Origin of the sequence: Luteimonas sp. S4-F44 (genome assembly GCF_022637415.1) — a bacterium.
Lineage (GTDB): Bacteria > Pseudomonadota > Gammaproteobacteria > Xanthomonadales > Xanthomonadaceae > Luteimonas.
Genome location: NZ_CP093340.1, coordinates 325,873 through 351,880 on the forward strand (window position 1 = coordinate 325,873; position 26,008 = coordinate 351,880).

Annotated in this window: 22 protein-coding genes; 10 read left to right on the top strand and 12 right to left on the bottom strand. The window is 69.3% G+C overall.

The genetic code is table 11. From position 1 onward, the window contains the following. Positions 1-44: 44 nt before the first annotated feature. Positions 45-290 (bottom strand): hypothetical protein, encoded by a 246-nt coding sequence (locus tag MNO14_RS01460; RefSeq protein WP_241945046.1) that lies wholly within the window; start codon positions 288-290, stop codon positions 45-47. A 184-nt stretch (positions 291-474) separates the two neighbouring features. Between MNO14_RS01460 and MNO14_RS01465 the strand changes: the two genes are divergently transcribed. Then, entirely contained in the window at positions 475-2,538 is a 2,064-nt protein-coding gene (locus tag MNO14_RS01465; RefSeq protein WP_241945047.1) for a S46 family peptidase, read from the top strand. Between the two features lie 53 nt (positions 2,539-2,591). On the opposite strand, the gene MNO14_RS01470 is transcribed toward MNO14_RS01465, so the two are convergent. After that, entirely contained in the window at positions 2,592-3,632 is a 1,041-nt protein-coding gene (locus MNO14_RS01470; RefSeq protein WP_241945048.1) for an oxidoreductase, read from the bottom strand. A gap of 7 nt (positions 3,633-3,639) precedes the next feature. Continuing rightward, on the bottom strand, positions 3,640-3,933 hold the full coding sequence (locus MNO14_RS01475) for a DUF2782 domain-containing protein (RefSeq protein WP_241945049.1): 294 nt from the start codon (positions 3,931-3,933) through the stop codon (positions 3,640-3,642). Positions 3,934-4,193: 260 nt separating this feature from the next. On the opposite strand from MNO14_RS01475, the gene polA reads away from it, so the two are divergent. Continuing rightward, a complete protein-coding gene (gene polA, locus MNO14_RS01480) occupies positions 4,194-6,920 on the top strand; it encodes a DNA polymerase I (protein WP_241945050.1) in 2,727 nt (908 codons plus the stop codon). Positions 6,921-7,515: 595 nt separating this feature from the next. On the opposite strand, the gene MNO14_RS01485 is transcribed toward polA, so the two are convergent. The 5 genes from MNO14_RS01485 to MNO14_RS01505 all read right to left on the bottom strand — a co-directional run bounded on the left by MNO14_RS01485 (position 7,516) and on the right by MNO14_RS01505 (position 14,741). Further along, entirely contained in the window at positions 7,516-8,199 is a 684-nt protein-coding gene (locus MNO14_RS01485) for an RluA family pseudouridine synthase (RefSeq protein WP_241945051.1), read from the bottom strand. A 3-nt stretch (positions 8,200-8,202) separates the two neighbouring features. After that, positions 8,203-9,117 carry an oxygen-dependent coproporphyrinogen oxidase gene (gene hemF, locus MNO14_RS01490; RefSeq protein WP_241945052.1) on the bottom strand — a complete coding sequence of 305 codons (915 nt, stop codon included), beginning with the start codon at positions 9,115-9,117 and terminating at the stop codon, positions 8,203-8,205. Between the two features lie 44 nt (positions 9,118-9,161). Next, on the bottom strand, positions 9,162-9,650 hold the full coding sequence (locus tag MNO14_RS01495; RefSeq protein ID WP_241945053.1) for a PH domain-containing protein: 489 nt from the start codon (positions 9,648-9,650) through the stop codon (positions 9,162-9,164). Then, complete coding sequence (locus MNO14_RS01500; protein ID WP_241945054.1) at positions 9,647-12,016, bottom strand: S9 family peptidase; 2,370 nt, start codon at positions 12,014-12,016, stop codon at positions 9,647-9,649. The genes MNO14_RS01495 and MNO14_RS01500 overlap by 4 nt, the downstream gene beginning before the upstream one ends. Positions 12,017-12,122: 106 nt before the next feature. After that, on the bottom strand, positions 12,123-14,741 hold the full coding sequence (locus tag MNO14_RS01505; RefSeq protein ID WP_241945055.1) for a hypothetical protein: 2,619 nt from the start codon (positions 14,739-14,741) through the stop codon (positions 12,123-12,125). A gap of 182 nt (positions 14,742-14,923) precedes the next feature. Between MNO14_RS01505 and MNO14_RS01510 the strand changes: the two genes are divergently transcribed. The 7 genes from MNO14_RS01510 (at position 14,924) to MNO14_RS01540 (ending at position 22,697) form a co-directional block, all read left to right on the top strand. Further along, positions 14,924-16,321, top strand: coding sequence for a cytochrome ubiquinol oxidase subunit I (locus tag MNO14_RS01510; protein ID WP_241945056.1), 1,398 nt, complete (start codon positions 14,924-14,926; stop codon positions 16,319-16,321). After that, the gene (cydB, locus tag MNO14_RS01515; RefSeq protein WP_241945057.1) at positions 16,321-17,334 is read left to right on the top strand and encodes a cytochrome d ubiquinol oxidase subunit II; all 1,014 of its coding nucleotides are present in this window, start codon (positions 16,321-16,323) and stop codon (positions 17,332-17,334) included. The genes MNO14_RS01510 and cydB overlap by 1 nt, the downstream gene beginning before the upstream one ends. Positions 17,335-17,410: 76 nt before the next feature. Continuing rightward, positions 17,411-17,683, top strand: a complete 273-nt coding sequence (locus MNO14_RS01520) for a YcgL domain-containing protein (protein WP_241945058.1) — start codon at positions 17,411-17,413, stop codon at positions 17,681-17,683. Then, positions 17,676-20,966 (top strand): ankyrin repeat domain-containing protein, encoded by a 3,291-nt coding sequence (locus MNO14_RS01525; protein ID WP_241945059.1) that lies wholly within the window; start codon positions 17,676-17,678, stop codon positions 20,964-20,966. The genes MNO14_RS01520 and MNO14_RS01525 overlap by 8 nt, the downstream gene beginning before the upstream one ends. 34 nt (positions 20,967-21,000) lie before the next feature. Beyond that, the gene (locus MNO14_RS01530; protein ID WP_241945060.1) at positions 21,001-21,465 is read left to right on the top strand and encodes a hypothetical protein; all 465 of its coding nucleotides are present in this window, start codon (positions 21,001-21,003) and stop codon (positions 21,463-21,465) included. Between the two features lie 130 nt (positions 21,466-21,595). Continuing rightward, positions 21,596-21,997, top strand: coding sequence for an MbcA/ParS/Xre antitoxin family protein (locus MNO14_RS01535; protein ID WP_241945061.1), 402 nt, complete (start codon positions 21,596-21,598; stop codon positions 21,995-21,997). Positions 21,998-22,046: 49 nt separating this feature from the next. Next, a complete protein-coding gene (locus tag MNO14_RS01540; RefSeq protein ID WP_241945062.1) occupies positions 22,047-22,697 on the top strand; it encodes an RES family NAD+ phosphorylase in 651 nt (216 codons plus the stop codon). Positions 22,698-22,759: 62 nt separating this feature from the next. On the opposite strand, the gene MNO14_RS01545 is transcribed toward MNO14_RS01540, so the two are convergent. Continuing rightward, positions 22,760-23,173: a hypothetical protein gene (locus MNO14_RS01545; RefSeq protein ID WP_241945063.1), complete on the bottom strand. Its 414-nt coding sequence runs from the start codon at positions 23,171-23,173 to the stop codon at positions 22,760-22,762. Between the two features lie 101 nt (positions 23,174-23,274). On the opposite strand from MNO14_RS01545, the gene MNO14_RS01550 reads away from it, so the two are divergent. Beyond that, on the top strand, positions 23,275-23,817 hold the full coding sequence (locus MNO14_RS01550) for a DUF924 family protein (protein ID WP_241945064.1): 543 nt from the start codon (positions 23,275-23,277) through the stop codon (positions 23,815-23,817). Positions 23,818-23,839: 22 nt separating this feature from the next. On the opposite strand, the gene cls is transcribed toward MNO14_RS01550, so the two are convergent. From cls to rpmB, 3 genes are all read right to left on the bottom strand, one after another. Further along, the gene (gene cls / locus MNO14_RS01555; RefSeq protein WP_241945065.1) at positions 23,840-25,261 is read right to left on the bottom strand and encodes a cardiolipin synthase; all 1,422 of its coding nucleotides are present in this window, start codon (positions 25,259-25,261) and stop codon (positions 23,840-23,842) included. 244 nt (positions 25,262-25,505) lie between these two features. Beyond that, a complete protein-coding gene (rpmG, locus tag MNO14_RS01560; protein WP_183424779.1) occupies positions 25,506-25,670 on the bottom strand; it encodes a 50S ribosomal protein L33 in 165 nt (54 codons plus the stop codon). Positions 25,671-25,683: 13 nt separating this feature from the next. Further along, on the bottom strand, positions 25,684-25,920 hold the full coding sequence (gene rpmB / locus MNO14_RS01565; protein WP_047137660.1) for a 50S ribosomal protein L28: 237 nt from the start codon (positions 25,918-25,920) through the stop codon (positions 25,684-25,686). Positions 25,921-26,008: the final 88 nt, after the last annotated feature.

The window sequence follows — 26,008 nt, forward strand, 5'->3', positions numbered from 1 at the left end:
CCTGAGCCGCGGTGCCTGCGAGGGCAGTGCCGGCGGACGGGCCGCTAGTCGCGCAGCGCGAACCCCGGCGACTCGTTGAGCTGCCCGTCGCCTTCGACCACCAGCCAGCGCGCGCCGGCCTTTTCGAATACGACCGGGACAGGCGCCCGGAACAGCGGGCGGCGCACGAAACGCAGTTCCCAGCCCAGTGCCTCGAGGGTCGCGATCGCGGCCGTCTGCTCGGGCGTCAGGCCCCGGCGCAGGGCGGCGGGGTCGGGCGGGGCCGGTCGACGGCGTTCGGATCGGCTCATGCGGACTCTCGCTCGGGACGCGACGGATGCAGCGCGGCATCCGCGCGTTGCATCGTACGTGAAGGCACCGAACCCGCAAACTTCGTGCTGTCCGTCACAACCTAGGGTCTCGCACCGCAGACACGGCAGCCTCTAGGCTGTGCGGGTCCGGCCCGCGCGGCCACCTCAACCCGGAGACTCGCCCATGGCGCCCCAGACCCTATCGCGGCTGCTGTCGCGTCCGCGCGTTGCCGTTCTCGTTGCACTGGCCCTGCCGTTGGCCGGCCAGGCCGCAGAGGGGATGTGGACGCTCGACAATCTGCCGCGCGATGCGCTCCAGGCGCAGTACGGCTTCTCGCCCGACCAGGCCTGGATCGATCACGCGATGCAATCGTCGGTGCGATTGGCCGGCGGCTGTTCGGGCTCGTTCGTCTCGCCTGACGGCCTGGTGCTCACCAACGCCCATTGCGTGGTCGGCTGCGTGCAGGGCCTGTCGTCGCCGCAGCGCGATCTGCAGAACGCGGGTTTCGTCGCCGATGCCCGCGGCGAAGAGCTGCAATGTCCGGCCGAGGAGCTCAACGTGCTGCGCGCGATCACCGACGTTAGCGCGCGCGTGGCCGCGGCCGCCGAGGGCAAACAGGGCCAGGCCTATGTCGACGCGCGCAACGCCGAAAAAGCGCGCATCGAGTCGGAATGCGTCGGCGATGCGGCCGACACTACGCGCTGCGACGTCGTGGAGCTCTACAACGGCGGCCAGCAGCATCTCTACCGCTATCACCGCTATTCGGACGTGCGCCTGGTGTTCTCGCCCGAGTACGCAGTCGGCTTTTTCGGCGGCGACCCGGACAATTTCAATTTCCCGCGCTACAACCTCGATGCCGCGCTGCTGCGTGCCTACGAGAACGGCGAGCCGGCAACGGTCGAGCATCACTTCACGCTCAAGCCCGAGGGCGCGCAGGCCGGCGAGTTGGTGATGGTCACCGGCCATCCGGGCCGCACCCAGCGCCAGCTCACCGTCGCTCAGCTGGAGACGGTGCGCGATGTCAGCCTGATCAACACGCTGCTGTGGCTGGCCGAGCGCCGCGCGATGCTCGGCGAGTACGGCCGGCTAGACGAGGAGGCCGCGCGCCAGGCGCAGTCGGACCTGACGTTCACCGACAACAGCTACAAGGTCTACCGCGGCCAGCTGCAGGCGTTGCTCGACCCGCAGGTGTTCGCGGCCAAGCGCGCCGAGGAGGCGCGACTGCGCGAAGGCGTCGATGCCGCGCCGTGGCGCGAGGTCGAGGCGGCGCAGGCCACGGCGCGCCAGATCGCCGTGCCCTACATGCTGCTCGAACAGGGCCGGGGCTTCGATTCTCGATTGTTCTCGATCGCACGCACGCTGGTGCGCGGCGCCGACGAACGCACCAAGCCCAACGACGCCCGGCTGCCAGAGTTCCAGGACGCCGGCCAGGGACGCCTGCGCCAGACGCTGCTGAGCACGGCGCCCGTCTACCCGGCGTTCGAGACCGCCAAGCTCACCTGGTCGCTGACCAAGCTGCGCGAGCTGCTCGGCACCGACGACCCGCTGGTCAAGTCGGTACTCGGCAACCGCTCGCCGGCGCAGGTGGCCAAGGCCCTGGTCGAGGGATCAACGCTGGCCGATGTCGCCGAGCGCGAACGCTTGTGGACGGGCGGCGCCGCGGCGGTCGCGGCGTCCGACGATCCCTTCATCCGGCTCGCGCGTGCGGTCGATGCACCGGCGCGCGCGGTGCGTCAGCGTCAGGAATCGGAGGTGGGTGCGATCGAGTCGCGCGCCGCGACGCAGATCGCCAAGGTGCGCTTCGACAAGCTCGGCACCACGGTCTATCCGGATGCGACGTTCACGCTGCGGCTGTCGTATGGCGATATCGCCGGCTGGGAGGAGAACGGCAGGGCCATCACGCCCTTCACGACGATGGCCGGGGTGTTCGCCCGCAACACCGGCGCGGCGCCGTACGCGCTACCGCAGCGCTGGCTGGATGCCCAGGCCCGGATCGCCGGCGATACGCGCTTCAACTTCGTCAGCACCAACGACATCATTGGCGGCAACTCCGGCAGTCCGGTCATCGATCGGGACGCGCGGGTTGTCGGCCTGGCGTTCGACGGCAACATCCATTCGCTCGGCGGCAGCTTCTGGTACGACCCGACGCGCAACCGCACGGTCTCGGTGCACAGCGGCGCGATCGTCGAGGCGCTGAAGTCGGTGTACGGCGCTGATACGCTGGTGGACGAATTGCTGCGCAAGTAACCAGTCGCAGCAATCGATGGCTGCACGGCGCCTCGGATTCCCGGGCGCCGCCGCTACAGCGTCACGACCTGCCCGCGCGCTGCGCTGTCGATGCCGGCTTGCAGCACCCGCATGACATCGAGCGCCTCGTCGAGCGTGACCGGAAGGCGTGCGCCGTCTGCGATCGCCGCACGCAGACCGGCGTAGTAATGGCGATAGTCGCCTGCGGGAGTGGGCGAGGGCGCCTCGTGCACCGTGCCGTCCTCGCCAACGCACAGCAGGTGGCCAGGCGCTGGATCGACGCCCCAGTCCGGCCCGCCCGGACGCTGGCCGGCGCGCAGCGCGGCCTCCTGCGGATCCAGCCCGTGCTTGAACCAACTGCCGCCGGTGCCGTGCACGGCAAAGCGCAAGCCGGCGCCGGGCACCAGTGCGCCGGCGTGCAGCACCACGCGCAGGCGGCCGTAGCGCAGCACGACGTGGAACCAGTCGTCGACCTGCGCAGCATCGCGCTGCAGCGCGATGTCGGCCTGCACCGCATCGGGCAGGCCGAACAACTGCAGCGCCTGATCGACCAGATGCGGCCCCAGATCGAGCCAGAGCCCCGCACCGGGCTCGGCGCGGTCGCGCCAGCGGTCGGGGACCTCCGGTCGGAACCGGTCGAAATGCGAGTGCACCTCGGCGATGCGACCGAGCGTACCCGCCGCGACGAGCGCGCGCAGCGCGAGGAAGTCGGCGTCCCAGCGCCGGTTGTGGAACACGCTGAGCAGGCGGCCGGACGCGCGCGCCGCCTCGGCGACGGTTCGCGCCTGGTCCAGATCGATCGCCATCGGCTTGTCGATCACGACGTGGCGACCGGCGGCGAGTGCGGCGATCGCCAGCGGTGCATGCGTGGCGTTGGGCGAGGCGAGCACGACCAGGTCGATCGCCGAGTCAGTGAATACCGCGTGCGGATCGGCGCACACGCGTGCATCGGGGTGGTCGGCGTGCACGCGGTCCGGGTCGCGCGAGACCACCGTGTGCAACCGCAACCCGGGCGTCGCCGCGATCAGCGGCGCATGGAACACCCGGCCGGCGAGGCCGTATCCGACCAGCGCGACCTGCAGCGCATCGCCCATCGTGGACTTACCAGCCGAACAGCTTGAAGTAGGTCTGCGGGACGTCGTCGCGGTCGCTGTCGATGCTGCCGTCGCCGTCGCGGTCGTAGAGGAAGTACGCCGGGCCGCGCGACGGCACGACCTGCACCGCGCGCAGCTGGCCGGCCACGCGGAACTCGGTGATGCGGTCGCCGTTGGATTCGGTCCGGGTCACCTGTTCGGCGTCGGCCGGGATGCCATCGGGCAGTGCGCCGCCGGGACTGGCGCAGGCGGACAACCCCAGCAGTGCGATCGCGAGCACAGCGGTACGGGAGGCGGACATGGCGAATCTCCAGCGGGCGGACCGCCATTATGCGCGCACGGCGTGCAACTGCCGTGCGCGCACCAGCGGGGGCTATTGCAGCGGGTCGTCGCTGAAGCGCCACAGCTGCGTGCAGAGCCTGTTGGCAGGTGGCGATCATCGCGACACAGTGTTCGAATTTCGTCATCGCCCGTGCGCCGGCAGGGGTTGAAGGGTGAACACCTCGGTTCAGTGGATGGGGTCGAACGCGATGCCCACGGCCGACGCCGTAGAATCTGCGGATGACGAAACGGCTGATTCTGATCGACGGGTCCTCGTACCTGTACCGCGCCTTCCACGCCCTGCCGCCGCTGTCCAACGCCGATGGCGAGCCGACCGGCGCGCTGTTTGGCGTGGTCAACATGCTGCGTGCCACGCTCAAGGAAGCGCCCGACTATGCGGCGTTCGTGGTCGATGCGCCGGGGCGCACGTTCCGCGACGATCTCTACGCCGCCTACAAGGCCAACCGCCCGCCGATGCCCGATGACCTGCGCGCGCAGGTCGACCCGATGTGCGACATCGTCGAGGCACTGGGCTTCCCGATTCTGCGCGTGCCCGGCGTCGAAGCCGACGACGTGATCGGCACGCTCGCCGTACAGGCTGCCGAGGCCGGCATCGCGACGACGATCTCAACCGGCGACAAGGACTTCGCGCAGCTGGTGCGCCCGGGCATCACGCTGGTCAACACGATGAGCGGCAGCCGCATGGACAGCGAGGCGGCGGTGCATGACAAGTTCGGGGTCCGCCCCGACCAGATCGTCGACATGCTCGCGCTGATGGGCGACAGCATCGACAACATCCCCGGCGTGCCCAAGTGCGGGCCGAAGACCGCGGCCAAGTGGCTGGCCGAGTACGAGTCGCTCGACGGCGTGATCGCGGCCGCGGCCAACATCAAGGGCAAGATCGGCGAGAACCTGCGCGAAGTGCTGGACCAGTTGCCGCTCAGCCGCAGGCTGGCGACGATCCGCACCGACGTGCCGCTCGACGGCGGGCCAGACACCCTGGTGCTGCGCCAACCCGCGACCGACGCGCTGCGCGGGCTCTACGCCCGCTACGGCTTCACCCAGGCGCTGCGCGAGCTTGACGGCGGCGGTCCGGCCGCGGCCGCCGCGACGACGGCGCCGGCATCTTCGATCGAGATTGACCCGGCCCTGTCGGCGCCGGGCGAATACGAGACCGTGCTCACGACCGAGCGCCTCGAGGCCTGGATCGCCCAGTTGCGCGGCGCCGAGGAGTTCGCATTCGACACCGAGACCGACGCACTTGATGCGATGCGGTCCAACCTGGTCGGGTTGAGCGTGGCGGTCGAGCCGGGTCGGGCGGCCTACATTCCGCTCGGGCACGACTATCCGGGCGCGCCCGCTCAGCTCGATCGCGCCCAGGTGCTCGAGGCACTGCGTCCGGTGCTCGAGGACCCGGCACGGCGCAAACTCGGCCAGCACGGCAAGTACGACCTGCACGTGCTGCGACGGCACGGCGTCGCGCTGCGCGGCTACGCCGACGACACCCTGCTCGAGAGCTTCGTGCTCGACGCCGGCATCGCCCGGCACGACATGGACTCGCTGGCCAAGCGGCATCTGGGCATGGACACGATCCGCTTCGAGGACGTCGCCGGCAAGGGCGCCAAGCAGATCTCGTTCTCGCAGGTCGCCATCGACGATGCGACCCGCTACGCCGCCGAAGATGCCGACATCACCTTGCGTCTGCATCGCGTGCTCAAGCCGCGGGTCGAGGCCGCACCGGGCCTGGCGCGGGTCTACGGCGAGATCGAGATGCCGTTGGTGCCGGTGCTGGCCCGGATCGAGGCCAACGGCGTGTGCATCGATGTCGACGAACTGCGCCGGCAGAGCGCCGACCTGTCCAAGCGCATGCTCGCCGCGCAGCAGAAGGCGACCGAGCTGGCCGGACGCACGTTCAATCTCGATTCGCCCAAGCAGGTCTGCGCGCTGCTGTTCGAGGAACTGGGGCTGCCGGCGGTCGTCAAGACGCCCAAGGGCCAGCCCAGCGCCAACGAAGAAGCGCTGGAGGCGATCGCCGACCACCACGAACTGCCGCGGGTGATCCTCGAGTACCGCAGTCTGGCCAAGTTGCGCGGGACCTATGTCGACAAGCTGCCGGAGATGATCAATCCCGACACCGGCCGCGTGCACACCAGCTACCACCAGGCCGGCGCGGCGACCGGGCGGTTGTCGTCGTCCGACCCCAACCTGCAGAACATTCCGATCCGCACCGATGACGGTCGCCGCATCCGTCGTGCCTTCATCGCACCGCCGGGCCGCCGGCTGGTCGCGTGCGATTACTCGCAGATCGAGCTGCGGATCATGGCCCATCTGTCCGAGGATGCTGGCCTGATCGGCGCGTTCGAGACCGGGGTCGACGTGCACCGCGCGACCGCAGCCGAAGTCTTCGGCCGGCCGCTCGACCAGGTGACCGCGAACGAGCGCCGTGCCGCCAAGGCGATCAACTTCGGGTTGATGTACGGCATGAGCGCGTTCGGTCTGGCCCGCAACCTCGGCGTCGGCCGCGGCGAGGCCCAGGACTACATCGCGTTGTACTTCTCTCGCTATCCGGGCGTGCGCGATTTCATGGAGCGGACCCGCCAGCAGGCGCGCGAGACCGGCTTCGTCGAGACGGTGTTCGGGCGCCGTCTGACACTGGACTTCATCCAGCGCGGCAATGCCTCGCAGCGCGCGGGCGCCGAGCGCGCCGCGATCAATGCGCCGATGCAGGGCACCGCGGCGGACATCATCAAGCGCGCGATGGTCGCCGTCGACGCCTGGCTGGCGGACCACGCCGCGCAGGCCAAGATGATCCTGCAAGTGCACGACGAACTGGTGTTCGAGGCCGATGCCGACTTCGTCGAGCCGCTGCTGGCGGGTGTGGTGCCGAGGATGACCGAGGCCGCCCAGCTGCGCGTGCCGCTGGTGGTGGATTGCGGCGTCGGCGACAACTGGGACCAGGCGCACTGATCCGGCCATGCGGCCTGTGCGCATCTGGGCCGGTTCTGCTGTATTTGCCGCGCTGCGGGATGCCGACAACGTGCAGCGCGGCGGAGTAAATGCAGCCTGAATTTGCCCGAAAATTGAATGTCGCCTTCACGAACCATCAATGCGTCGGGTGGTCTCATACTCGCGACAGATGCAAGGTCTGTCGCAGATCTCTCCCTTCCCCTGGAGTGATCGACCGGAACCAACAGGCTTCTCCCCGAGCCCGGTTCCCGAGCCCCGTAGGCCCCCCCTGCCTACGGGGCTTTTTTATGTCCGTCTCCCACGTTTGGGCGCTTGACTCCAAAACCGGGGTCAGAGTGCCATTTCACCTCGCGAAATAGCACTCTGACCCCGGTTTTGGTCATTCATCCATGGCTGACTCACCCTCGCGGCCATCCATGGGCCGCTCGCGCAATTCCGGGTCGGCATGACGCTGCCTAACCCAAGTGGAATTTCCGTCCCGCCCTTGGGACATGCACCTCGTTCATGTCCGTCATTCAGGCGGACACCGACGATTGACGACACGCTGGAAGCGGCGTCTTTCGATCCACCGCATTCTTCCATCGCCCATGCGCTTCTAGAACGGCGTCGGGCAGTGCAGGCGCAGCGGTGCGCCGGTGGCGGGGTGGGGCAGTTCGAGCGATTCGGCGTGCAGCAGCAGGCGCGGGGCGCGGCGCTGTGCGGGCTCGGGCGCGTACAACGGGTCGCCGAGGATCGGATGGCCGATCGCCTGCAGATGAACGCGCAGTTGGTGGCTGCGTCCGGTCACCGGCATCAGCACCACACGGGCGACCGGGGCGCCATCGGCCGCGGTCTCGCGCCGCAGCACCCGCCAGCGCGTCAGCGCGGGCTTGCCATCGACCGGATCGATCTTCTGCCGGGGTCGCTCCGGCCAGTCGAGCAGCAGCGGCAGGTCGATCTCACCGGCATCCTCAGCCGGCCAGCCGTCGACGACCGCGATGTAGCGTTTCTCGACCCGGCGTCCCTCGAACGCCGCCCCCAGCGCGCGCTGCGCATCCGCGCCCCGGGCCAGCAGCATCAGGCCGGAGGTCGCCATGTCCAGCCGGTGCACGACCCGGGCGTCGGGCCACTGGGCGCGCGCGCGGGTGGCCATGCTGTCCTGCTTGTCCGGCCCGCGGCCGGGCACCGACAGCAGCCCGGCGGGCTTGTCGAAGGCCAGCACGTGGTCGTCGCCGTAGAGCTGGCGCAGACAGTCCGGCACCACATCCGGATGGGCGATGTCGAGGGCTGCGGCCGCCATGGATCAGGCCAGTTCGGCGAGCCAGTCGCGCGGGCGCAGGTAGTCGGCCAGCCGCGCCTCGGCGCTGTCGGCCTCGGGCGTGTAGCCGTACTCCCAGCGCACGCGCGGTGGCAGGCTCATCAGGATCGATTCGGCGCGCCCGCCCGACTGCAGCCCGAACAGCGTGCCGCGGTCGTAGACCAGGTTGAACTCGACGTAGCGGCCGCGGCGATAGAGCTGGAACTCGCGCTCGCGCTCGCCGTAGGGCGTGTCGCGGCGTCGCGCGACGATCGGCAGATAGGCATCGAGAAAACCATCACCGACGGCCCGCATGTAGGCGAACTCGTGCTCGAAATCGCCGTGCTGGTCGTCGAAGAACAGCCCGCCCACGCCCCGCGTCTCGGCGCGGTGGCCCAGGAAGAAGTACTGGTCGCACCAGCGCTTGTGGGCTTCGTAGCGTGCCTGGCCGCCGAACGGCTCGCACAGCGCCCGCGCGGTGCGGTGCCAGTGCGCGATGTCCTCGTCGACCGGGTAGAACGGGGTCAGATCGAAGCCGCCGCCGAACCACCAGGCCACCACCTCGCCGTCGCGCATCGCGCGGAAGTGGCGCACATTGGCGTGGGTCGTGGGCAGGTGCGGGTTGCGCGGGTGGAACACCAGCGACACGCCGGTGGCGCGCCACGACGCGCCGGCCAGTTCCGGCCGGTGGGTGCTGGCCGAGGGCGGCAGCCGGGTGCCGCTGACGTCCGAGAAGCCGATGCCGGCCTGCTCGAACACCGCGCCATCGCGCAGCACGCGGGTTCTGCCGCCGCCGCCTTCGGCGCGCTGCCACAGGTCCTCGGCGAACCGGGCCTGGCCGTCGGCCTGCTCGATCGCGGCGCAGATGCGGTCCTGCAGCCCGGTGAGGTAGTCCCGGACCGTGTCGAAAGTGTCATTCATCCGGGGCATTGTAGGTGCGCCGCCCCGCTCGGCATTGATCCGGGTCAATCCTTGCTGGCCGGCGCGTAGGCCCGGTGCCACTGCTGCAGCCGGGCCGCGAGCGCGTCGGCACCCAGGCCGTAGGTGTCGGGCAGGGCGCCGTGGAAGCCACTCAGGCCGCGGTTGACCCGCCGCAGCCGCGCGCCGTGATCGACGTGCGGGGCGAAGTCGAGTCCGACGACCGGGTGCAGGCCGACCCGGGTGGTGCCGAACCGGGCGATGTCGCTCCAGGCCAGGTGCGTGGTGCGGAACAGCGCGCGCAGTTCCAGGCCGTTCGCATCGAGCCGGAGGTGATGGGCGCCTGGCAGCAGCCCGGCCAACGCGACGAGTGTGCAGGCCCCGAAGATCCCGCCCAGGCCCCAGGCGACCGCGGGCTGGCGGCCGCCGATCGCGACCGCCAGCCCGACCAGCGCCAGCGACACGGCCAGCAGCGCCAGCCGTTTCCACGGCGCCGGCCGCAGCAGTTCGACCGCCGGCAGCGGCGCAGGCGTCACTTGAGCGTGCGTTCGAACAGCTCGTGGATGCGGCGGTACTGGTCGTACCACGAGGCCGGATGCTGGTAGGCGTGCCGCTCGAGCGGGTAGCTCGCCAATTCCCACTTGTCCTTGCGCAGTTCGATCAGGCGCTGGGCCATCATCACCGAGTCCTTGTAGAACACGTTGTCGTCGATCATGCCGTGGGCGATCAGCAGATGGTCCTGCAGGCGGTCGGCGTACTCGATCGGCGAGGACTTCAGATAGGCCTCCGGATCGATCTCGGGCGTGTTGAGGATGTTGGCGGTGTAGGCGTGGTTGTACTGCGACCAGTCGGCGACCGGGCGCAACGCCGCGCCGGCCTTGAAGCGGCCCGGTTCGCGCATCAGCGCCATGAAGGTCATGAAGCCGCCGTAGCTGCCGCCGTAGATGCCCACACGGTCGCGGTCGGCTTGGTGGTGCTCGACCAGCCAGTCGATGCCGTCGAGATAATCCTCCAGCTCCGGATGGCCCATCTGCCGGTAGATCGCGGTGCGCCAGTCGCGGCCGTAGCCGGCCGAGGCGCGAAAGTCGAGGTCGAGGACCAGATAGCCCTGCTGCACGAGCATGTTGTGGAACATCTGCTCGCGGAAGTAGTTCGGGTAGCGGTCGCTGACGTTCTGCAGATAGCCGGCGCCGTGCACGAACAGCACCACCGGGTACTTGCGGCCGGGCTCGTAGGCCTTCGGGCCGTAGAACTTGCCCCAGACCGTGCCGGCGCCGTGCTTGGACGGGACCTGCACGTACTGCGGCTGCAGCCAGTCATGGGCCTTGAACTCGGCGGTGCGGGTGTCGGTGAGCATCCGCACCGCCCCGTCGTTGACGTCGGCGACCGCCAGCTGCGGCGGCAGGTAGCTCGACGAGGTGCGCAGCAGCAGACGGGTCTCGTCGGGCGAGAGCGCGAAGTCCTCGATGCCGCCGGTCGCGGTGATCTCGCGCACGCCGCCGTCGCCGGACATGCAGACCTCGTAACGGCCGGGCCACTGCTGGTTGCACAGGAAGAAGAACCGGCTGCCGTCATGCGACATCACCGGCGCGGAGACCTCCCAGCGGCCGGAGGTCAGCGCACGCTTGCGCGTACCGTCGTGCAGGTAGAGATGCGAATAGCCCGATTCCTCGGACAGGAACCACAGGGTGCGGTGGTCGGGCAGCCAGCCGAACTCGTTGAAGTCCCAGTTGATCCACGCCGGATCAGTCAGCCGGTGGCGGCTGCGCAGCGTCGCGCTCTCCAGGTCCACGGTCGCCAGCCACCGGTCCTTGTTGTCGACCGAATGGATCGACAGTGCGACGTTGAGGCCGTCGTCACTCCAGCGGATCGCACCGCCGCCACCGCCGCGGCCGTCGATCTCCAGGCGCACCGGGCGGTCGCCTTGCAGCGGGTCCTTGCCGGCGGCCCGACGCAGATCGGCCAGCGGATCGATGCCGATGCCCGGCAGCGTGCCGGTGCCGAGCTCGCGCACGCGCCCGGTGGCCAGGTCCACCAGCCACAGCCGGTGCGGCAGCGGGTCGTTGCGGCCCACGCGGGTGCGCACGTCCTCGAATTCCTCGTAGCCCGATTCGGTGACGTACTTGGGCATCTTGCCGTCGCGGCCGGCGTCGCCGTCCTTGGGCTCGGTGACCACGATCAGACGGTCGCCGGTCGGCGATAGCGCACTGCCGGCGATGCGCACATCCTTGCCCAGATACACCGGACCAGGGGCGCGCGTGGCATCGACCTGGCGCCAGCGCTCGTTCTGTGCGCGCAGGCCGTCGCGGCGCTCGCGCTCGGTGCGCAGGGTCTCGATCATGCGCAACTGACGGTCGCGCAAGGCATCGTCGGGCGGCGGCTTGGCTGGGTCGGCCTCGGCCTTGAGGCTGGTCAACTGCGCGGTGCCGCGTTGCGGATCCCAGCCGTACCAGTCGTCGCCGGACCGCCACACGAGGCCGCCGCCAGTGGTCCACTGCGCCTGCGTCTCGGTCGCTTCGGTGCGGGTGATCTGGCTCAGCTGGCCGGTACGCAGGTCGCGCACGAACAGATCGCCATTGCGGACGAAGGCCATGCGCGTGCGGGTCGCATCGAGAATCGGATCGCGCCCGTCAATGTCCGGACGCGTCGCATCGTCCACAGGCACCGAGGCGCCGCCGGCGAGCGGCTGCACCCAGGTGTCGCGCACGTTGCTGCCTTCGCGCTTGGCGGTGTAGTAGGCGCGGCTGCCGTCCCAGCTCCACCACGCCGATTCGACCGGTGCGCCGATCCAGTCCGGATCGGCCATGATCCGGTCCAACGTCAGCGGCTGCGCGGGTTGCGCGGCGGCAAGTGGGGTGGCGAAGGCGCAGGCGAGCACCCAGTACAGCGGCAGATGACGCATCGGCAGCGATCCGTGGAGCGGAAAGGAGGGCGCAGTGTACCGGCGTGCGCCCCACGACCGCTCTGGCGAAGGTCATGGCACCTTCGCATTTGCGCGCAGCGCCAGATCAGGCCGCGTCCTTGGCCCGCTTCATGTCTTCCTTGTGCTTGCCGGCGTCGAGATACGAGATGTAGGTGGTGGGCTGCCGCTTGTCTTCCCAGCGTCTCTTGAACTCACCGAACTCCGATCGGCGATGCTCGAAGATGCTCACGTCTTCCGGGCTCTTGCGCCCCCCCCACTTCGCATTCCGGAGGTCCCAGTAGTTCCCGACGGTCTCTTTGGCATCCTTGAAATCGGCCAGCGTGGTGCGCACCCAGTCGTACTTGACCGCCCAGTCGCCCTTCGCGACGCCGTCGCTGGCCAGCTGGTTGAACCAGTCGTACTGTTCGCGATTGATCGCCTTGCTCTTCGCTCGTGACGTGAAAATGTTCGCGAACAGATCGGCGATGGTCAGCGGGATTGCGAGGGGACCCGCCACGCGCGAGATCATGCGCAGCGCGGACAATCCCGCGCTGGCACCGGTTTTGCCGGCGGCGGCCGCCGCGGTGGTGAACTCGCTCGCGGTGCTCAGCGCCGGCTGGACCACGCCCAGTGTGCCCGAGATCGCGCCGATGACCGCGCTCGCCTTCTCCGCGTCGGTGGCATCGCCGCTCGACAACGCGGCATGTGCGCCCAGTCCGCCGGTGACCGCGCCCAGCACGCCGCCGACCCGGCCCGTATAGTCCACCAGCGTGTTGAAGGTGGCCTTCGCGGCCCGGGTGGCATCCTGGCCGTCGAGTCCGCCCTTGGCCGCATCGTTCAGCTGGTCGAGAATCCGATCGCGATGCTCGACCTTCGGTCCATCGGGGATGTCGGTGTCGGCGACCCGCTCGCCGATGGCATCGACGCCCATGTTGCCTTGCCGCGTCTTGATGTCGAGCGCGTCCTTGGCACCGTCGCCAACGCCCAGCAGCTTCAGCGTCGATCCGTCGATGCCCTTGGTGAGGTTGCGCAGCAGCGACGTCGACTCGGGCAGGCTACCGATCATGCTCAACAGCCCGCCGGCGGTCGCCAGCTTCTCTTCCGGCGTCTCCCCGAGGTCGCCGCCCGCGAGCTGGCGGGCGGTCGAGACCACCCCGATCGCGCCGGTGACCGCAGACAGCACACCGTTCGACGACAGGTCGTGATACAGCGAGCGAATCGATTCGCGACGATCGCCCTGGATGCCCGATTTGTCGACCGCGGCGTCGATCGTGTCGTGATCGACAAAGTCGCCGCCGCGCAGCTCGGCCGCCATCTTCGCGAAATCCTGCTTGCCGGCGATGCCGGCGTCCTTCAGGAACGCTTCGATCTTGTCGGCCAGCTGGAACGGCAGTCCGGCCTTGTCGATGCCGTTGCTGATCGCGCCCAGGCCCGCATCCACGGCATCGGCGGCGGCATCGGCGTCGATCGACGACGGGTCGGCGAAGGTGGCGTCGAAGTCCACCGCCAGTGCATTGTTGGCAAAGGTCTTGGACGCGCTTTCCGCCCGCTTCGGGTCGAGCACGGCCAACTGGGACATCGCGTTCTCGATGTCAGCGTAGGCGCGCGGCATCTCGGTGTCCGGAAGCTCGCTGATCGCCTTGACGTACTCTGTGCCCTCGAGCAACTCGGTCAGGTTCTTCTCAACGTTCTTCACGCCATCGCCGGGGACGGCGTCGAGCGCTTCCTTCAGTTTTTCGTGATGCAGCTTCGCGATCTCGTCCGATTGCATCAGGTCGCGGATCCCGTCGCGGATCTTCGATCCTTCCAGCATGTCCTGCATGTCGACCGGCTCGAGCTTGCGCGCGCCCTCGTGCTGCGTGCGGGTGGCCTTGCCTGCGCCGGACAGCCGCTCTTCGTAGACAGGAATGACATCCTTGCCCTCGGTCACCGCGTGATCGGCTTCGAGCAGGCGCAGCAGCTTGGCCTCCTTGCTGTCGGTCTCCAGATCGCGGTCGCGCAGGTCCTCGATCATCAACTTCATCGCCGCGTCTTCCACCTTCAGCGGCTTGCCGTCGTGCTCGATGTCGGTTTCGAGCGCATAGAGGTCCGTCTTGTCGCGCGCCGGCAGCCCGGCCTTCTCGCGGATCTCGTCGATGCGTTCGTTACCCGATGCCAGATCCAGATAGTGGTGTTCGGCGGCCGCGTACGCGTCCGGCGCCTTCGCTTCGGGAATCGCGTAGTGGTCACCATCCTTTGTGGTGACCTGCAGCCAGCCATCGCCGCCGGCGCCGGGGTGCGCGCTGGACTTGATGTCGTCCACCGACAGGTCCTTGTCCTCGGTCAGCACCTTGAACTTGCCGTCGTCGGTGATGATGTCCATCGTCTTGCGCTGCGCATTCGCACCATCGGCGATCCGGATAAGGTCGCCGACCTCCTTGGGCGCGATGCCCGGAGGCAGCGACGCGATGAGATCGGCATTGGCGCGCGTGGTCGCGCCATCGAGCAGATGCGGCAATTGCCGGATGTCCGCGGGCACGAGCCCGGGAGGCAGCGAGGCGATGAGGTCGGCCTTGTCGGCGGCCCAGTCTTCGGGTGACGCCGCCGGATCGAGGCCCGGGACGGATGGATTGACGGACAGGTCGGACACGGGCGTTCTCTCGTACGGGGGGGGAGGAGCGCAGCGCGGTCGTGACATCGGCCCGCTCGCCGCGGCCAGCCTGACCTGATTGCGCCGGTCGCTCAATCTGGGGGTGACCCTATGTCAGCGAGGGCATGGCGCTACGCGTATCGACGGCCGCGCAGCGCCGGTGGGCGCCGGACGAAGCTGTGTGTCCGGCGCCCCGGGGCGACGATCGGCCGCATCCCGGTTTCACGGCAGGTGCCGCACACTTGGGCCCCGACCGTTGCAAGCAAGGAGCGTCGGCATTGGACACGCTGCTGCTGTCTCGGATCCAGTTCGGATTCGTGATTTCGTTCCATGTGCTGTTTCCCGCCTTCACGATCGGCCTGTCGAGCTGGCTGGCGTTCTTGGAGTGGCGCTGGCTGCGCACGCGCGCGGCGGTGTGGCGCGACCTGTATTTCTTCTGGCTGCGGATCTTCGCCGTGTCGTTCGGCATGGGCGTGGTGTCGGGCATCGTGATGAGCTTCCAGTTCGGCACCAACTGGTCGGCGCTGAGCGTCGCGGCCGGCAACATCCTCGGGCCGTTGCTCAGCTACGAGGTGCTGACCGCGTTCTTCCTGGAAGCGAGCTTCCTGGGCGTGATGCTGTTCGGCTGGGGGCGGGTCTCGGAGCGGCTGCATTTCCTGTCGACCTGCCTGGTGGCGGTGGGCACGCTGATCTCGACCTTCTGGATCCTGTCGGCCAACAGCTGGCTGCACACCCCCGCCGGCTACGAGATCGTCGATGGCGTGTTCCACCCGGCCGACTGGATGGCGATCATCTTCAATCCGTCGTTCCCTTACCGCTTGGCGCACATGGCGCTGGCGGCGTTCATCACCACCTGTTTCGTCGTCGGCGGCGTCGCGGCGTGGTATCTGCGGCGCGGCGAGCATGTTGAGGCCGGGGCGCGGATGCTGAAGCTCTCGATCGTGTTCGCTGCGATCACCGTGCCGCTGCAGATCGTGGCCGGCGACCTGCATGGCCTGAAGACCGGCGAGGTGCAGCCGGTGAAGCTCGCGGCGATGGAGGCGCACTGGCATGAGGGCGCGCCCGGGGCGGGCGTGCCGCTGGTGTTGTTCGCGGTGCCCAATGCCGATGAGGCGCGCAACGATTACGAGATCGCCATCCCGCGCCTGGGCAGCGTGATCCTGACCCACAGCTGGGACGGCACCATCGCGCCGCTGACCGCCGTGCCGCCGGAGGACCGACCGCCGGTGGCGCCGGTGTTCTATGCGTTCCGGGTCATGGTGGGCATCGGCATGGCGATGCTGGCGCTGACCGCGGTGTCGCTATGGGCCTGGCGGCGGCGCACGCTGCTGCGCTCGCGCTGGTTGCTCGATGCCTGGCGGTTGATGGCGCCCAGCGGATTCATCGCGGTACTGGCGGGTTGGTTCGTGGTCGAGATCGGTCGCCAGCCCTGGGTGATCCAGGGTCTGCTGCGCACCGCCGATGCGGTCAGCGACATCGACCGGGCCAGCGTCATCGTCTCGCTGTCCGTATTCGCGGTTGCCTATGCGGTCGTGTTCGGTGCCGGTGGCGGCTACATCCTGAAGATGATCCGCAAGGGGCCGCAGCCGTTCGACGATGGGCCCGACCAAGATGCGGGCGAGCGCACGCCGATGCGGCCGATCTCGGCCGCCGACGGCCCGGTGGGGGAGGACTGATGGATCTGGAAACCGTGCTTCCGGTGGTCTGGTTCGGCGTGATCGGCTTCGGCGTGATGATGTACGTGCTGCTTGATGGCTTCGTGCTGGGGCTGGGGATCCTGGCGCCGTTCGCCGAGGACGAAGCCCAGCTCGACCACATGATGACGACCGCCGCGCCGATCTGGGACGGCAACGAGACCTGGCTGGTGCTCGGTGGCGCGGGCTTGCTGGCAGCGTTCCCGCGCGCCTACGCGATCGTGCTCTCGGCGCTGTACCTGCCGGTGCTGCTGATGCTGATCGCGCTGGTGTTCCGCGGGGTGGCGTTCGAGTTCCGCTTCAAGGCCCGGCGGGGCAAGCGGTTCTGGGGCGGCGCCTTTGCGCTCGGGTCACTGCTCGCCGCCTTCGCGCAGGGCGTGATCCTCGGCGCGCTGGTCGAGGGCATGCCGCTGGAGGCCGGCAAGTACGCCGGCGGCGCACTCGACTGGTTCAGCCCGTTCTCGATGCTGACCGGGGTGGCGGTGGTGTTCGGATACGCATTGCTGGGCAGCAGCTGGCTGATCCTCAAGACCGAGGGGCGGTTGCAGTCGATCGCCCGCACCCTGACCCGGCCGCTGGTGCTGGTCGTGGCCGCCTTCATGGGGCTGGTCAGCGCGTGGTTGCCGTTCCTCGATTCGCGGATCATGGCGCGCTGGTTCGAAGACGGGAATTTCTGGTGGCTGTCGCCGGTCCCGCTGTTGGCGCTGCTCAATGCGGTCTGGCTGTGGCGTGCGGCGATGCGCGAGGGCCGCGATGCGCGTCCGTTCCTGTTGACCCTGGCCTTTTTCGTACTGGGGTTCGCCGGACTGGTGCTGGGCATCTGGCCCAATATCGTGCCGCCCTCGCTGAGCATATGGGAGGCGGCGTCGCCACCGTCGTCGCAGCTCTTCGTGCTGGGCGGCCTGGTCTTCCTGCTGCCGTTGATCCTGGGCTACACCGCATGGTCGTACCGGGTGTTCCGCGGCAAGGTGCAGGCCGACGCCGGCTATCACTGAACGCGACGCGGGCGGCGCGATACCCAAGGCGGTCCTTTTGCCGCACAATTCGGCGCATATCGCCGATTCTGCGCACATGCACGCCTACGTCTACAAAAGTCAGCGCAAGGCGGACACCTACGTGTACCTCGCTGCCAGGGACGCGTTCGACGTCCTGCCCGATCCGCTGCGCGCCGAGCTTGGCGCGCTGGCGTTCGTGCTCGAGGTGGCGCTGACGCCCGAGCGCCGGCTCGCCCGCGAGAACCCGGCGCAGGTGCTCGGCAACTTGCAGTCACAGGGCTTCCACTTGCAGATGCCACCGCGGCTGGTGGCCGATCCGCTGACCGACGACTGGAGCTCAGATGCCTGAGCGCCTGCATCGCCACCTGTCGACGGCCCCGCAGCGACGGTTTCCCATCGCATTGGGCGCGGCACTCGCACTGGCCGCGTGCACGCTGCTGGGCGGCGTGCCGGCGGCGGTGGCCGGGGTGCTGGCGCAGCCGGCCTTCGCATTGGCCGCGCGCGGGCGCGCGCGTGGCGCCGCCGATGGCCGTTTGCCCTGGCCCGATGTCCGTGCGCTGGCGATCGTCTGGACGAGCGCGGCCGCTGCCGGCGCGCTGCTGGTGGCCTGGCCGCTGGCCGCGCTGCGCCGCGGCGGCGATCTGGGCGGTGCGCTCGGGCTGAGCGTCGCAGTCGGTCTGGTGATGGTCGGCGTCTGGCGAACCTGGCCGTTGTGGCACGCGATCGAACGCGACGGCGGCGACCTGCGCGCGCACTGGCGGGCGCTGGCCGACCAGGATGTCGGCGCCGCGCGCGGGGTCGCGGTCGCCGCTGCGGTGACCGCGGCGCTCGCGATCGCACTTGCGCCGGCCTGGCTGCCGACGCTGGCGCCGGGCATGCGGGTCGGTCTGGCCGTGACCGCCGCACTGGCGTGGTGGCTGTTGCACGCTGGCCTGCAACGGCTCGCTCCGCCGCAGGCGCTGCCGATGCCGGTGGTGGAGATGCCCGGCGACCCGGCCGCCGCCCTGTTCGACGAGCCCGTCGATGCCGATCCCGAAGTGGCGCTGTATGCCGCGGCGCGCGCCGGCCGGGTCGAACGCGCGCTGGCGTTGATTGAGGCCGGCGCCGACGTGCGCGCGCTGCCGCCGCCCGAGACGCGTGACCAGCGCAGCCTCGCCGTGCTGGCGGCGGTACTGCCGGATCTGCGGCTGCTGCGCGAACTCATCGCACGCGGCGTCGACGTCAATGCCGCGCATGCCGGCATGACCCCATTGCTGGCAGCCACGCGCGACAGTTGGCATGGCCGCCCCGATGCGGTGATGACCCTGCTGGCCAATGGCGCCGACCCGCGGGTGACCGACCATGAAGGCAATACACCGCTGCACCTGGCCGCACGCAGTTCCGACCCGGGCGTGGTCGCCCTGTTGCGCGATGCGGCTGCCGAACTCGATGTCACCAACCACGATGCGCTGACCCCGCTCGGGGTGGCCTGCGCCGCGGGTAACTGGCGGCTGGCGAAGTTCCTGCTCGAGCATGGTGCCCGGCCCGAGGTCGAAGGCGCGACGCCGGCCCTGCTGGCGGCGGCCGGCGGGGACGAGGACGATGCGGCCGGCGTGCAGCTGCTGATCCGCCACAAGGGCCGGGTCGATACGCGCGATCGCCAGCGTCGCAGTGCGCTGCACGTGGCCGCCGCGCACGGCCATACCGAGATCCTGGCCGCCCTGCTTGCCGCCGGCGCTGATGTACGTGCGCGCGACAACGACGGCCGCACACCGCTGCTCGATGCCGCGCGTGGCGGCAGCCTGGCTGCGCTCGAGGCGCTGCTTGCCGCCGAGGCCGACGTCGCCGCGGTCGACATCGCCGGGCGCAACGCGATCATGCTTGCCTGCGCCTCCGAGCAGGCGTCGCCGGCGCTGGTCCAGCGCCTGCTCGCGCTGGGTGTGCCGGCCGATGTGGTCGACGGCGACGGCAAGCGTGCAGTCGACCGCGCCGCCGAGGCCGGGCGCTGGTCGCTGGTCCGCCTGCTCGATCCCGACTACCCATTGCCGGTCAATCTCGACATGGACGGCGACGACGGTGCAGGCGATCGCACGCCGCTGGTGCTGCTGCGCGCCGGGCTGCGCGAGGGACGACAGGCGCAACTGGGCGACCTGTTGCGCTTGGTCGGCCCCGCCGAACTGGGCAGTCTGCTGGCCGACCCGACATCACCGCCATCGCTCGAACAAGTGGAGTGGCTGCTTGCCCACGGCGCCGATCCCAACGTGCGCGATGCGGACGGCCGCACACCGCTGACCATGCTGCTCGCCAGCGCGCCGGACGCACTGCCGGTGCTTCAGGTGCTGCTGCGCCATGGCGCGTCACCCGCCGGTGCGGGCGGGCTGGCGGCCTACTTGGCAGCCTGCGTCGAGGGCGACCATGCGGCGCGGGCGTTCGAAGGGCTGTCGCTGGAGCTGCTGGCGCGCGGCGCTGATCCGTTTGCCGCATCGCCCCAGGGCGATCCGCCGCTGGCACTGGCGGTCCGGCTGGGATGGCCGCGGCTGGTCGAGCGCTTGGCCGGATTGGGCGTCGATCCCGACGCCCGCGATTCGCGCGGCATGACGGCCTTGCATCTGGCGGCCGCGCTCGGCCGCGAGGGCGCGCTCAAGGCGCTGGTGCGTCATGGCGCATCGCCGTCCGCGCGGGCAGCCGACGGACAGACGCCGCTGGGGGTCGCGCTGTCGGCCGGCCGGCGCGATCTTGCCGATTGGCTCGACTGGCAGGGCTGGGCGCTGCCGCGTCGCGCGCTCGCGGCCACGGATCTGCCGCAGGCGGCCTCGGCCGGCGACGCCGATGCCGTCCGCCGGCTGCTCGATCTGGGCTTCGATATCGACACGCCCGACACCCAGGCCTGCACCGCGCTGCTGCGCGCAGCGGGTGGCGGGCATCTGGCGGTCGTCGATCTGCTGCTTGCGCGCGGGGCCGACACGACCTGCGCAGCCCGTTCGGGCGCAACGCCGCTGTCGGCGGCGGTCAGCATGCGTCATGCCGCGGTCGTTGACCGCTTGCTCGCGGCCGGGGCGCCGCTCGACCAGCGCCTGCCGGGCGAGGTCAGCGTGCTGATGCTGGCCGCCGCGCTCGGCCTGCCGGACCTGGCGGCACGCCTGCTCACGGCCGGTGCCGACATCCACGCCACCGATGCCCAGGGATTGACGCCGCTGCATTGCGCCGCCCTGTACGGCTTCACCTCGCGCGATCGCACACGCCTGCTGGCGCTGTTCGACACGCTGCTGCTGGCCGGTGCCCAGATCGACGCGCCGGCGGCTGGCGGGGTGACGCCGTTGCTGCTGTTGCTCGGTGCGCGTGCAGAACCTGGCACCGCCTGCGACGAGGATGTCGTGCTGGCGGCGATGGAGCACCTGCTCGATGAGGGCGTGTCGCTCGATGCGCAGGACCCGCGCGGCTTCGGACCGTTGCATCTGACCGGCCTGCACGGGCAATTGCGCCTGGCCCGGCGCCTGCTGCGCGCCGGGGCCGATCCGGATCTGCGCGACACGCTCAATCGCACGCCGCGGGAGATTGCGGTGATGCGCGGCTTCGTCGACGTCGCGGCGGAGTTCACGCCGGTGCCGGCGCAGGACGGCGTGTCGATGGCGAGGTTCCTGCGCGAGCGCTGAGCCGAACGAATCCACGTTGCGTCTGTCTGTTCACGTGGACATGATCACCTGCCCATCAATGCAGGATGCACTCATGGGTCGCAGGCGTGTCGTTGTGCTTGTCGCGTTGTTGGTGCTGTGTCTGCCGCCGGTATTCGCGCAGAACGTGCGCCAGATGCGCAGCGATGTCGAGGCCAGCATGCTGGTGACCGGGACCGTCGATATCGAACGCGATGGCGCTGTGTCGGGCTACGCGCTCGACCAGAAAGACAAGCTTCCATCACAGGTGACGAGCCTGGTGCATGGCTTCGTACCGCAGATGCGGTTCGAGCCGGTCCTCAACGAACAGTTGCCCGGCCCGGACAGCGCCTCTCTGACCCTGACTACGGCCGGTGGACTACATACCACCCAGGGCCGCGCAGTAGTCCGACATGGGCGGATCCCGACCCGCCCGGCTTCAGCCCCGACGCACTGCTCGCCGGCGGGGTTTACGCAGCCCAGTCACGCTTCCGGCTGCTGACGCCCCTGGAAGGCTGACCGCGAATGCCACCGTGAACCGCGCGGGCGTCGGCGGCTGCAATCGGTTGCATCTAGTCCCATTTGGGACTATAACGGGCAGCGAGTCCCATTCATGGACTCGGAGGTCTGCCATGCACGTCAACGAAGCGCCGCTGATTCCGTCAACCCGCCGCGATCTCGCCGGCCCGGCCCTCAAGGCGTTCTTCAACATCGCCGAGCGCTGGGGGCTGAGCGCTGACCAGGAGCGGCGGCTGCTCGGCAACCCCGGGCGGTCGACCTATTTCCGCTGGAAGCGCGACCGTGTCGGCGCCGTCTCGGGCGACGTGCTGGAGCGGATCAGCTACCTGCTTGGCATCTACAAGGCGCTGCGCATCCTGTTTCCCGACGATGCGCAGGCCGACGGCTGGGTGCATCGGGCCAATACCGCGCCGCCGTTCGGCGGTACGTCGGCGTTGGAGCGGATGCTTGGCGGCCACGTCGCCGACCTCTACGTGGTCCGCGAGTACCTCGATGCCCAGCGCGGCTGGAACTGAGATGGCGCCTCCGGTCCGCCCGATCGCGTGGCGGCCGAGTCATCGCATCGTGTCCAGCCGGTTTCCACCGGTCGGCGTCTTCGACGCGATCGCCGACCCCGAGGACCTCGACGCGCTGTTCGAGCTCGAGGGCATGACCAATCCGCGGTTGCGCCAGGAACTGGGCCGGATCCAGCTGGTGCCGCCCGGGCGTCGGATCACCGGCCCCGGGACCACCGCGATCATGGCGGCGTTCACTCATCCCAACCGCGATGGCTCGCGCTTCGCGGACGGGACGTTCGGCGTCTACTACGCCGCCCGAGAACGCGACACCGCGATCGCCGAGACCGTCTATCACCGCACCCGCTTCCTGCAGCACACGCACGAGCCGCCGTGCGTGCTGCAGTTGCGCAGCTATCTGGCGGATGTGGCCGGCGACTTCCACGACATCCGCGGTGGCTGGCCGGCCCTGCATGATCCCGACCACTACGGCGCCAGCCAGCGCGCGGCCGTCGCGCTGCGCGCGGCCGGCAGCGAGGGCATCGTCTACGACAGCGTGCGCCAGCCGGGCGGCCAGTGCGTGGCGTCATTCCATCCCGACCTGGTCTCGCCCGCGCGCCAGGGGCCGCACTTGCACTACCACTGGGACGGCGTGGCGATCACCCACGTCGCCATCGGCACCGAACTGCTCGCGCTCGGGGCAGCCCGACCGGGCCAGTAGGCAGAGACGCACAAAAAAAGCCCGGCACAGGCCGGGCTTTTTTGTTTCGCATGACGCGTGGCTCACTCCGCGGTGGGGCGGCGCACCACGTAGATCAGGTCGTCTTCGTAGGCCTTGGCCAGGTCGGTCTTGGAGATCGAGATGCGCTCGCTGTCGTCGAACACGATGGCCGACGGGTCCTTGATGTCCGAGCGGGCGCGGTCGCGGGTGCCCAGTGCGGCGTTCTCGGTCACGACGACGACGCCGTCGTCTTCGACCGCCACCACCTTCATCAGGCCGTAGGCCGGGTCAATCGCGGTCTGCTTGTCGTCGGTGAACTCGTAGTCCGAAAAGGCGCTGAGCTCGGCGGCGTACAGATCGCCGACGGCCGGGGCCTGCAGCAGAGCCTTGTCGGCCTCGCCGCGCTGGCAGGCCGACAGCAGGAAGGCCGCGGACAGGACGAGAAGCGCGGGCAACAGGCGGAGCATGCGACGCATGGCGATATCCATCGTTGAGAGAGAGCGGCAGTATAGGTCGGGGCCCGTGATGTTGGCAGCGTTTCGCGCCTTTTCGCGCCCGGCCGCGGTAGGCTCGCCCCATGGATACGATACGTCCCGAGACGGTGACCGCGTTCTGGCGCGAGGCCGGCATGGCGAAGTGGTTCGGCGGCGGCGAGGCCTTCGATCGTGACTGCGAGCGCCGCTTCCGCGACGCCCATTTCGCCGCTGCGCGCCGCGAGCTCGACCATTGGGCCAAGACCGCCGAGGGTGGGCTGGCGCTGATGATCCTGCTCGACCAGATCCCCCGCAACATCTTCCGCGGCAGCGCGCATGCCTTCGCGACCGACGCCCTGGCCCGCCACCACGCGCAGGCGCTGGTGGACGCCGGCCTCGATCGCGCGCACGAGGACGCCCTGCGCGGCTTCATCTACCTGCCGTTCGAACACGCCGAGGATCTCGCCGACCAGCAGCGGTCGGTGCAGTTGTTCGCCGATGTCGGGATCGCGAACTATCGCGACTACGCGCAGGCGCATCTGGACGTCATCGCGCGCTTCGGTCGCTTTCCGCATCGCAATCACGTCCTGGGTCGCACCAATACGCCCGAAGAGCAGGCTTGGCTCGACGCCGGCGGCGGCTTCTAGCGGCGCACGCGCCGCGCAGCGGTCACAAGAACGAGTCGGCCAGCCGGGCGATGCCCTCCAGGCTGCGGCGCCAGGCCGGGCGCTGTTGCCAGTCCTCGAGCGTCACCGGCGTGGCGTCGGCCAGGTAGCTGGCCTCGATCGCGCGCATGCGTGCGACCACGTCGCGGTCGTAGACCAGCAGGCCGATTTCGGCGTTGAGCGCGAACGAGCGGATGTCGAGATTGATCGAGCCGACCAGCGCCATCTCGTCGTCGATGCTCATGTGCTTGGCGTGCAGGAAGTGCGGCCGGTACAGCGCGATCTTGATGCCGCTCTCGAGCAGTTCGCCGTAGTAGGAGGCCTGCGCCCAGGCGGTCAGCCGTTGGTTGTTGCTGGCCGAGAGGATCAGTTGCACCTCCACCCCCGACAAGGCGGCGATGCGCAGGGCGCTGAGCGTGGCATCGTCGGGCACGAAGTAGGGCGTGGTCAGCACCAACCGGCGCTGGGCCAGGTGGATCAGCGCGTTGACGGTGTCGCGGGCGTTCTCGAACGGATACGCCGGGCCGCTGGGCAGCAGTTGCGCGGCGACATCGGCATCGGGCAGCGCGGTGGTCGGGGCGACCGCGAGCCGCTCGCCGGTCTCGATGAACCAGTCGCTGGCGAACACCGCCTCCAGGTGCGCCAGCGCCGGCCCCTGCACGCGCGCAACCAGTTCGCGGTTGGGGGCACTGACGATGAAGTGCGCATCCGCCAGGTTCTGCGAGCCGACATAGGCCGCGGTGTCGTCGATCACCGCGACCTTGCGGTGGTTGCGCAGATCCATGCGTCCGCTGCGGCGCCATTGCAGCCCACCGGGCAGCATCGCGTGGACCTGCACCCCGGCCGCGAGCAGCCGGCGCGCATAGCGGCGCAACCCGCGTTTGGCGCCGACCGCATCGAGCAGCAGCCGGCAAGTCACGCCGCGTGCGGCCGCGCGTTCGAGCGCCTCGGTCACCGCCTCGCCGGTGCCGTCGTCGAACATCAGGTAATAGAGCAGATGGACGCGGGTGCGCGCGCCGTCGATATCGGCCAGCAGCGACTGCAGCGCACCGTCGTAGTCGTCGATCAGCTGCACCGCATTGCCGTGCGTGGGCATGAAGTCACCCAAACGTTCGAGCAGCGGCGCCATCTCGGCCGAGGCGCCGGTATCGGGTGGTGTCCAGCGCAGGTCCGCCAGCGGCAGTTGCTCCTCGCGGATCACCTGCGAGGCTTGGCGCTGTCGCGCGATGCGGTCGCGCGAGAGCCAGGGATGGCCGAACAGCAGATACAGCGGCAGCCCCGCCAGCGGGACGAAGCCGATCAGCAGCAGCCAGCTGCGCGCCGCCGCCGGACGCGTGCGCGAGGGAATCCACAGCAGGGCGACGATCCGGATCGTCCAGTCGGCGATCAGGATCGCCAGTCCGAGGTTCAGGGCATGCCAGTCCATCGGACGATTGTGCAGGGCGCGGCGTGGTTGCGGCGCAGACTCGACCTCGGATGCGCAGCAAGGAAGGATGTATGAAGAGAGCTGCCTGGACGGACCGAGTGATGCCTCTGGCTCGCAGGCTCCGAGCCGCCGGCATCGGACAGGTGTCCCCGAACGCAGAAAGCCCGCCTTGCGGCGGGCTTTCCGGGCCCCGCGGATGCGGGGAGGACGCGACGGCGTTCGCGTCGGCGAACGCGCGGTCAGGTCACTTGATCTTGCCTTCCTTGTAGACCACGTGCTTGCGGACGACGGGATCGTACTTCTTGATCTCCATCTTGCCGGGGGTGTTCTTCTTGTTCTTGTCCGTCGTGTAGAAGTGGCCGGTGTTGGCCGAGGAAATCAGACGGATCTTGTCGCGCTTGCCTGCCATGTTGCGTTACTCCTCAGATCTTCTCGCCGCGGGCACGGAGCTCGGCGAGGACGGCGTCGATACCGTTCTTGTCGATGGTGCGCAGGGCCTTGGTGGACACACGCAGCTTCACCCAGCGGTTTTCGCTGGCGACCCAGAACCGGCGCTCATGCAGGTTCGGGAGGAAACGGCGGCGGGTACGGTTGAGCGCATGCGAGACGTTGTTGCCGGTCGTCGTGCGCTTGCCGGTGACTTGGCAGACTCGGGACATGATGCACCTCGATCAATGGGAAGTCCGACGGTGAGTCGGGCTCCTTGCGGAAAGGATTTTCCGCGAACGGTATCGCCCTTGGCCAGGG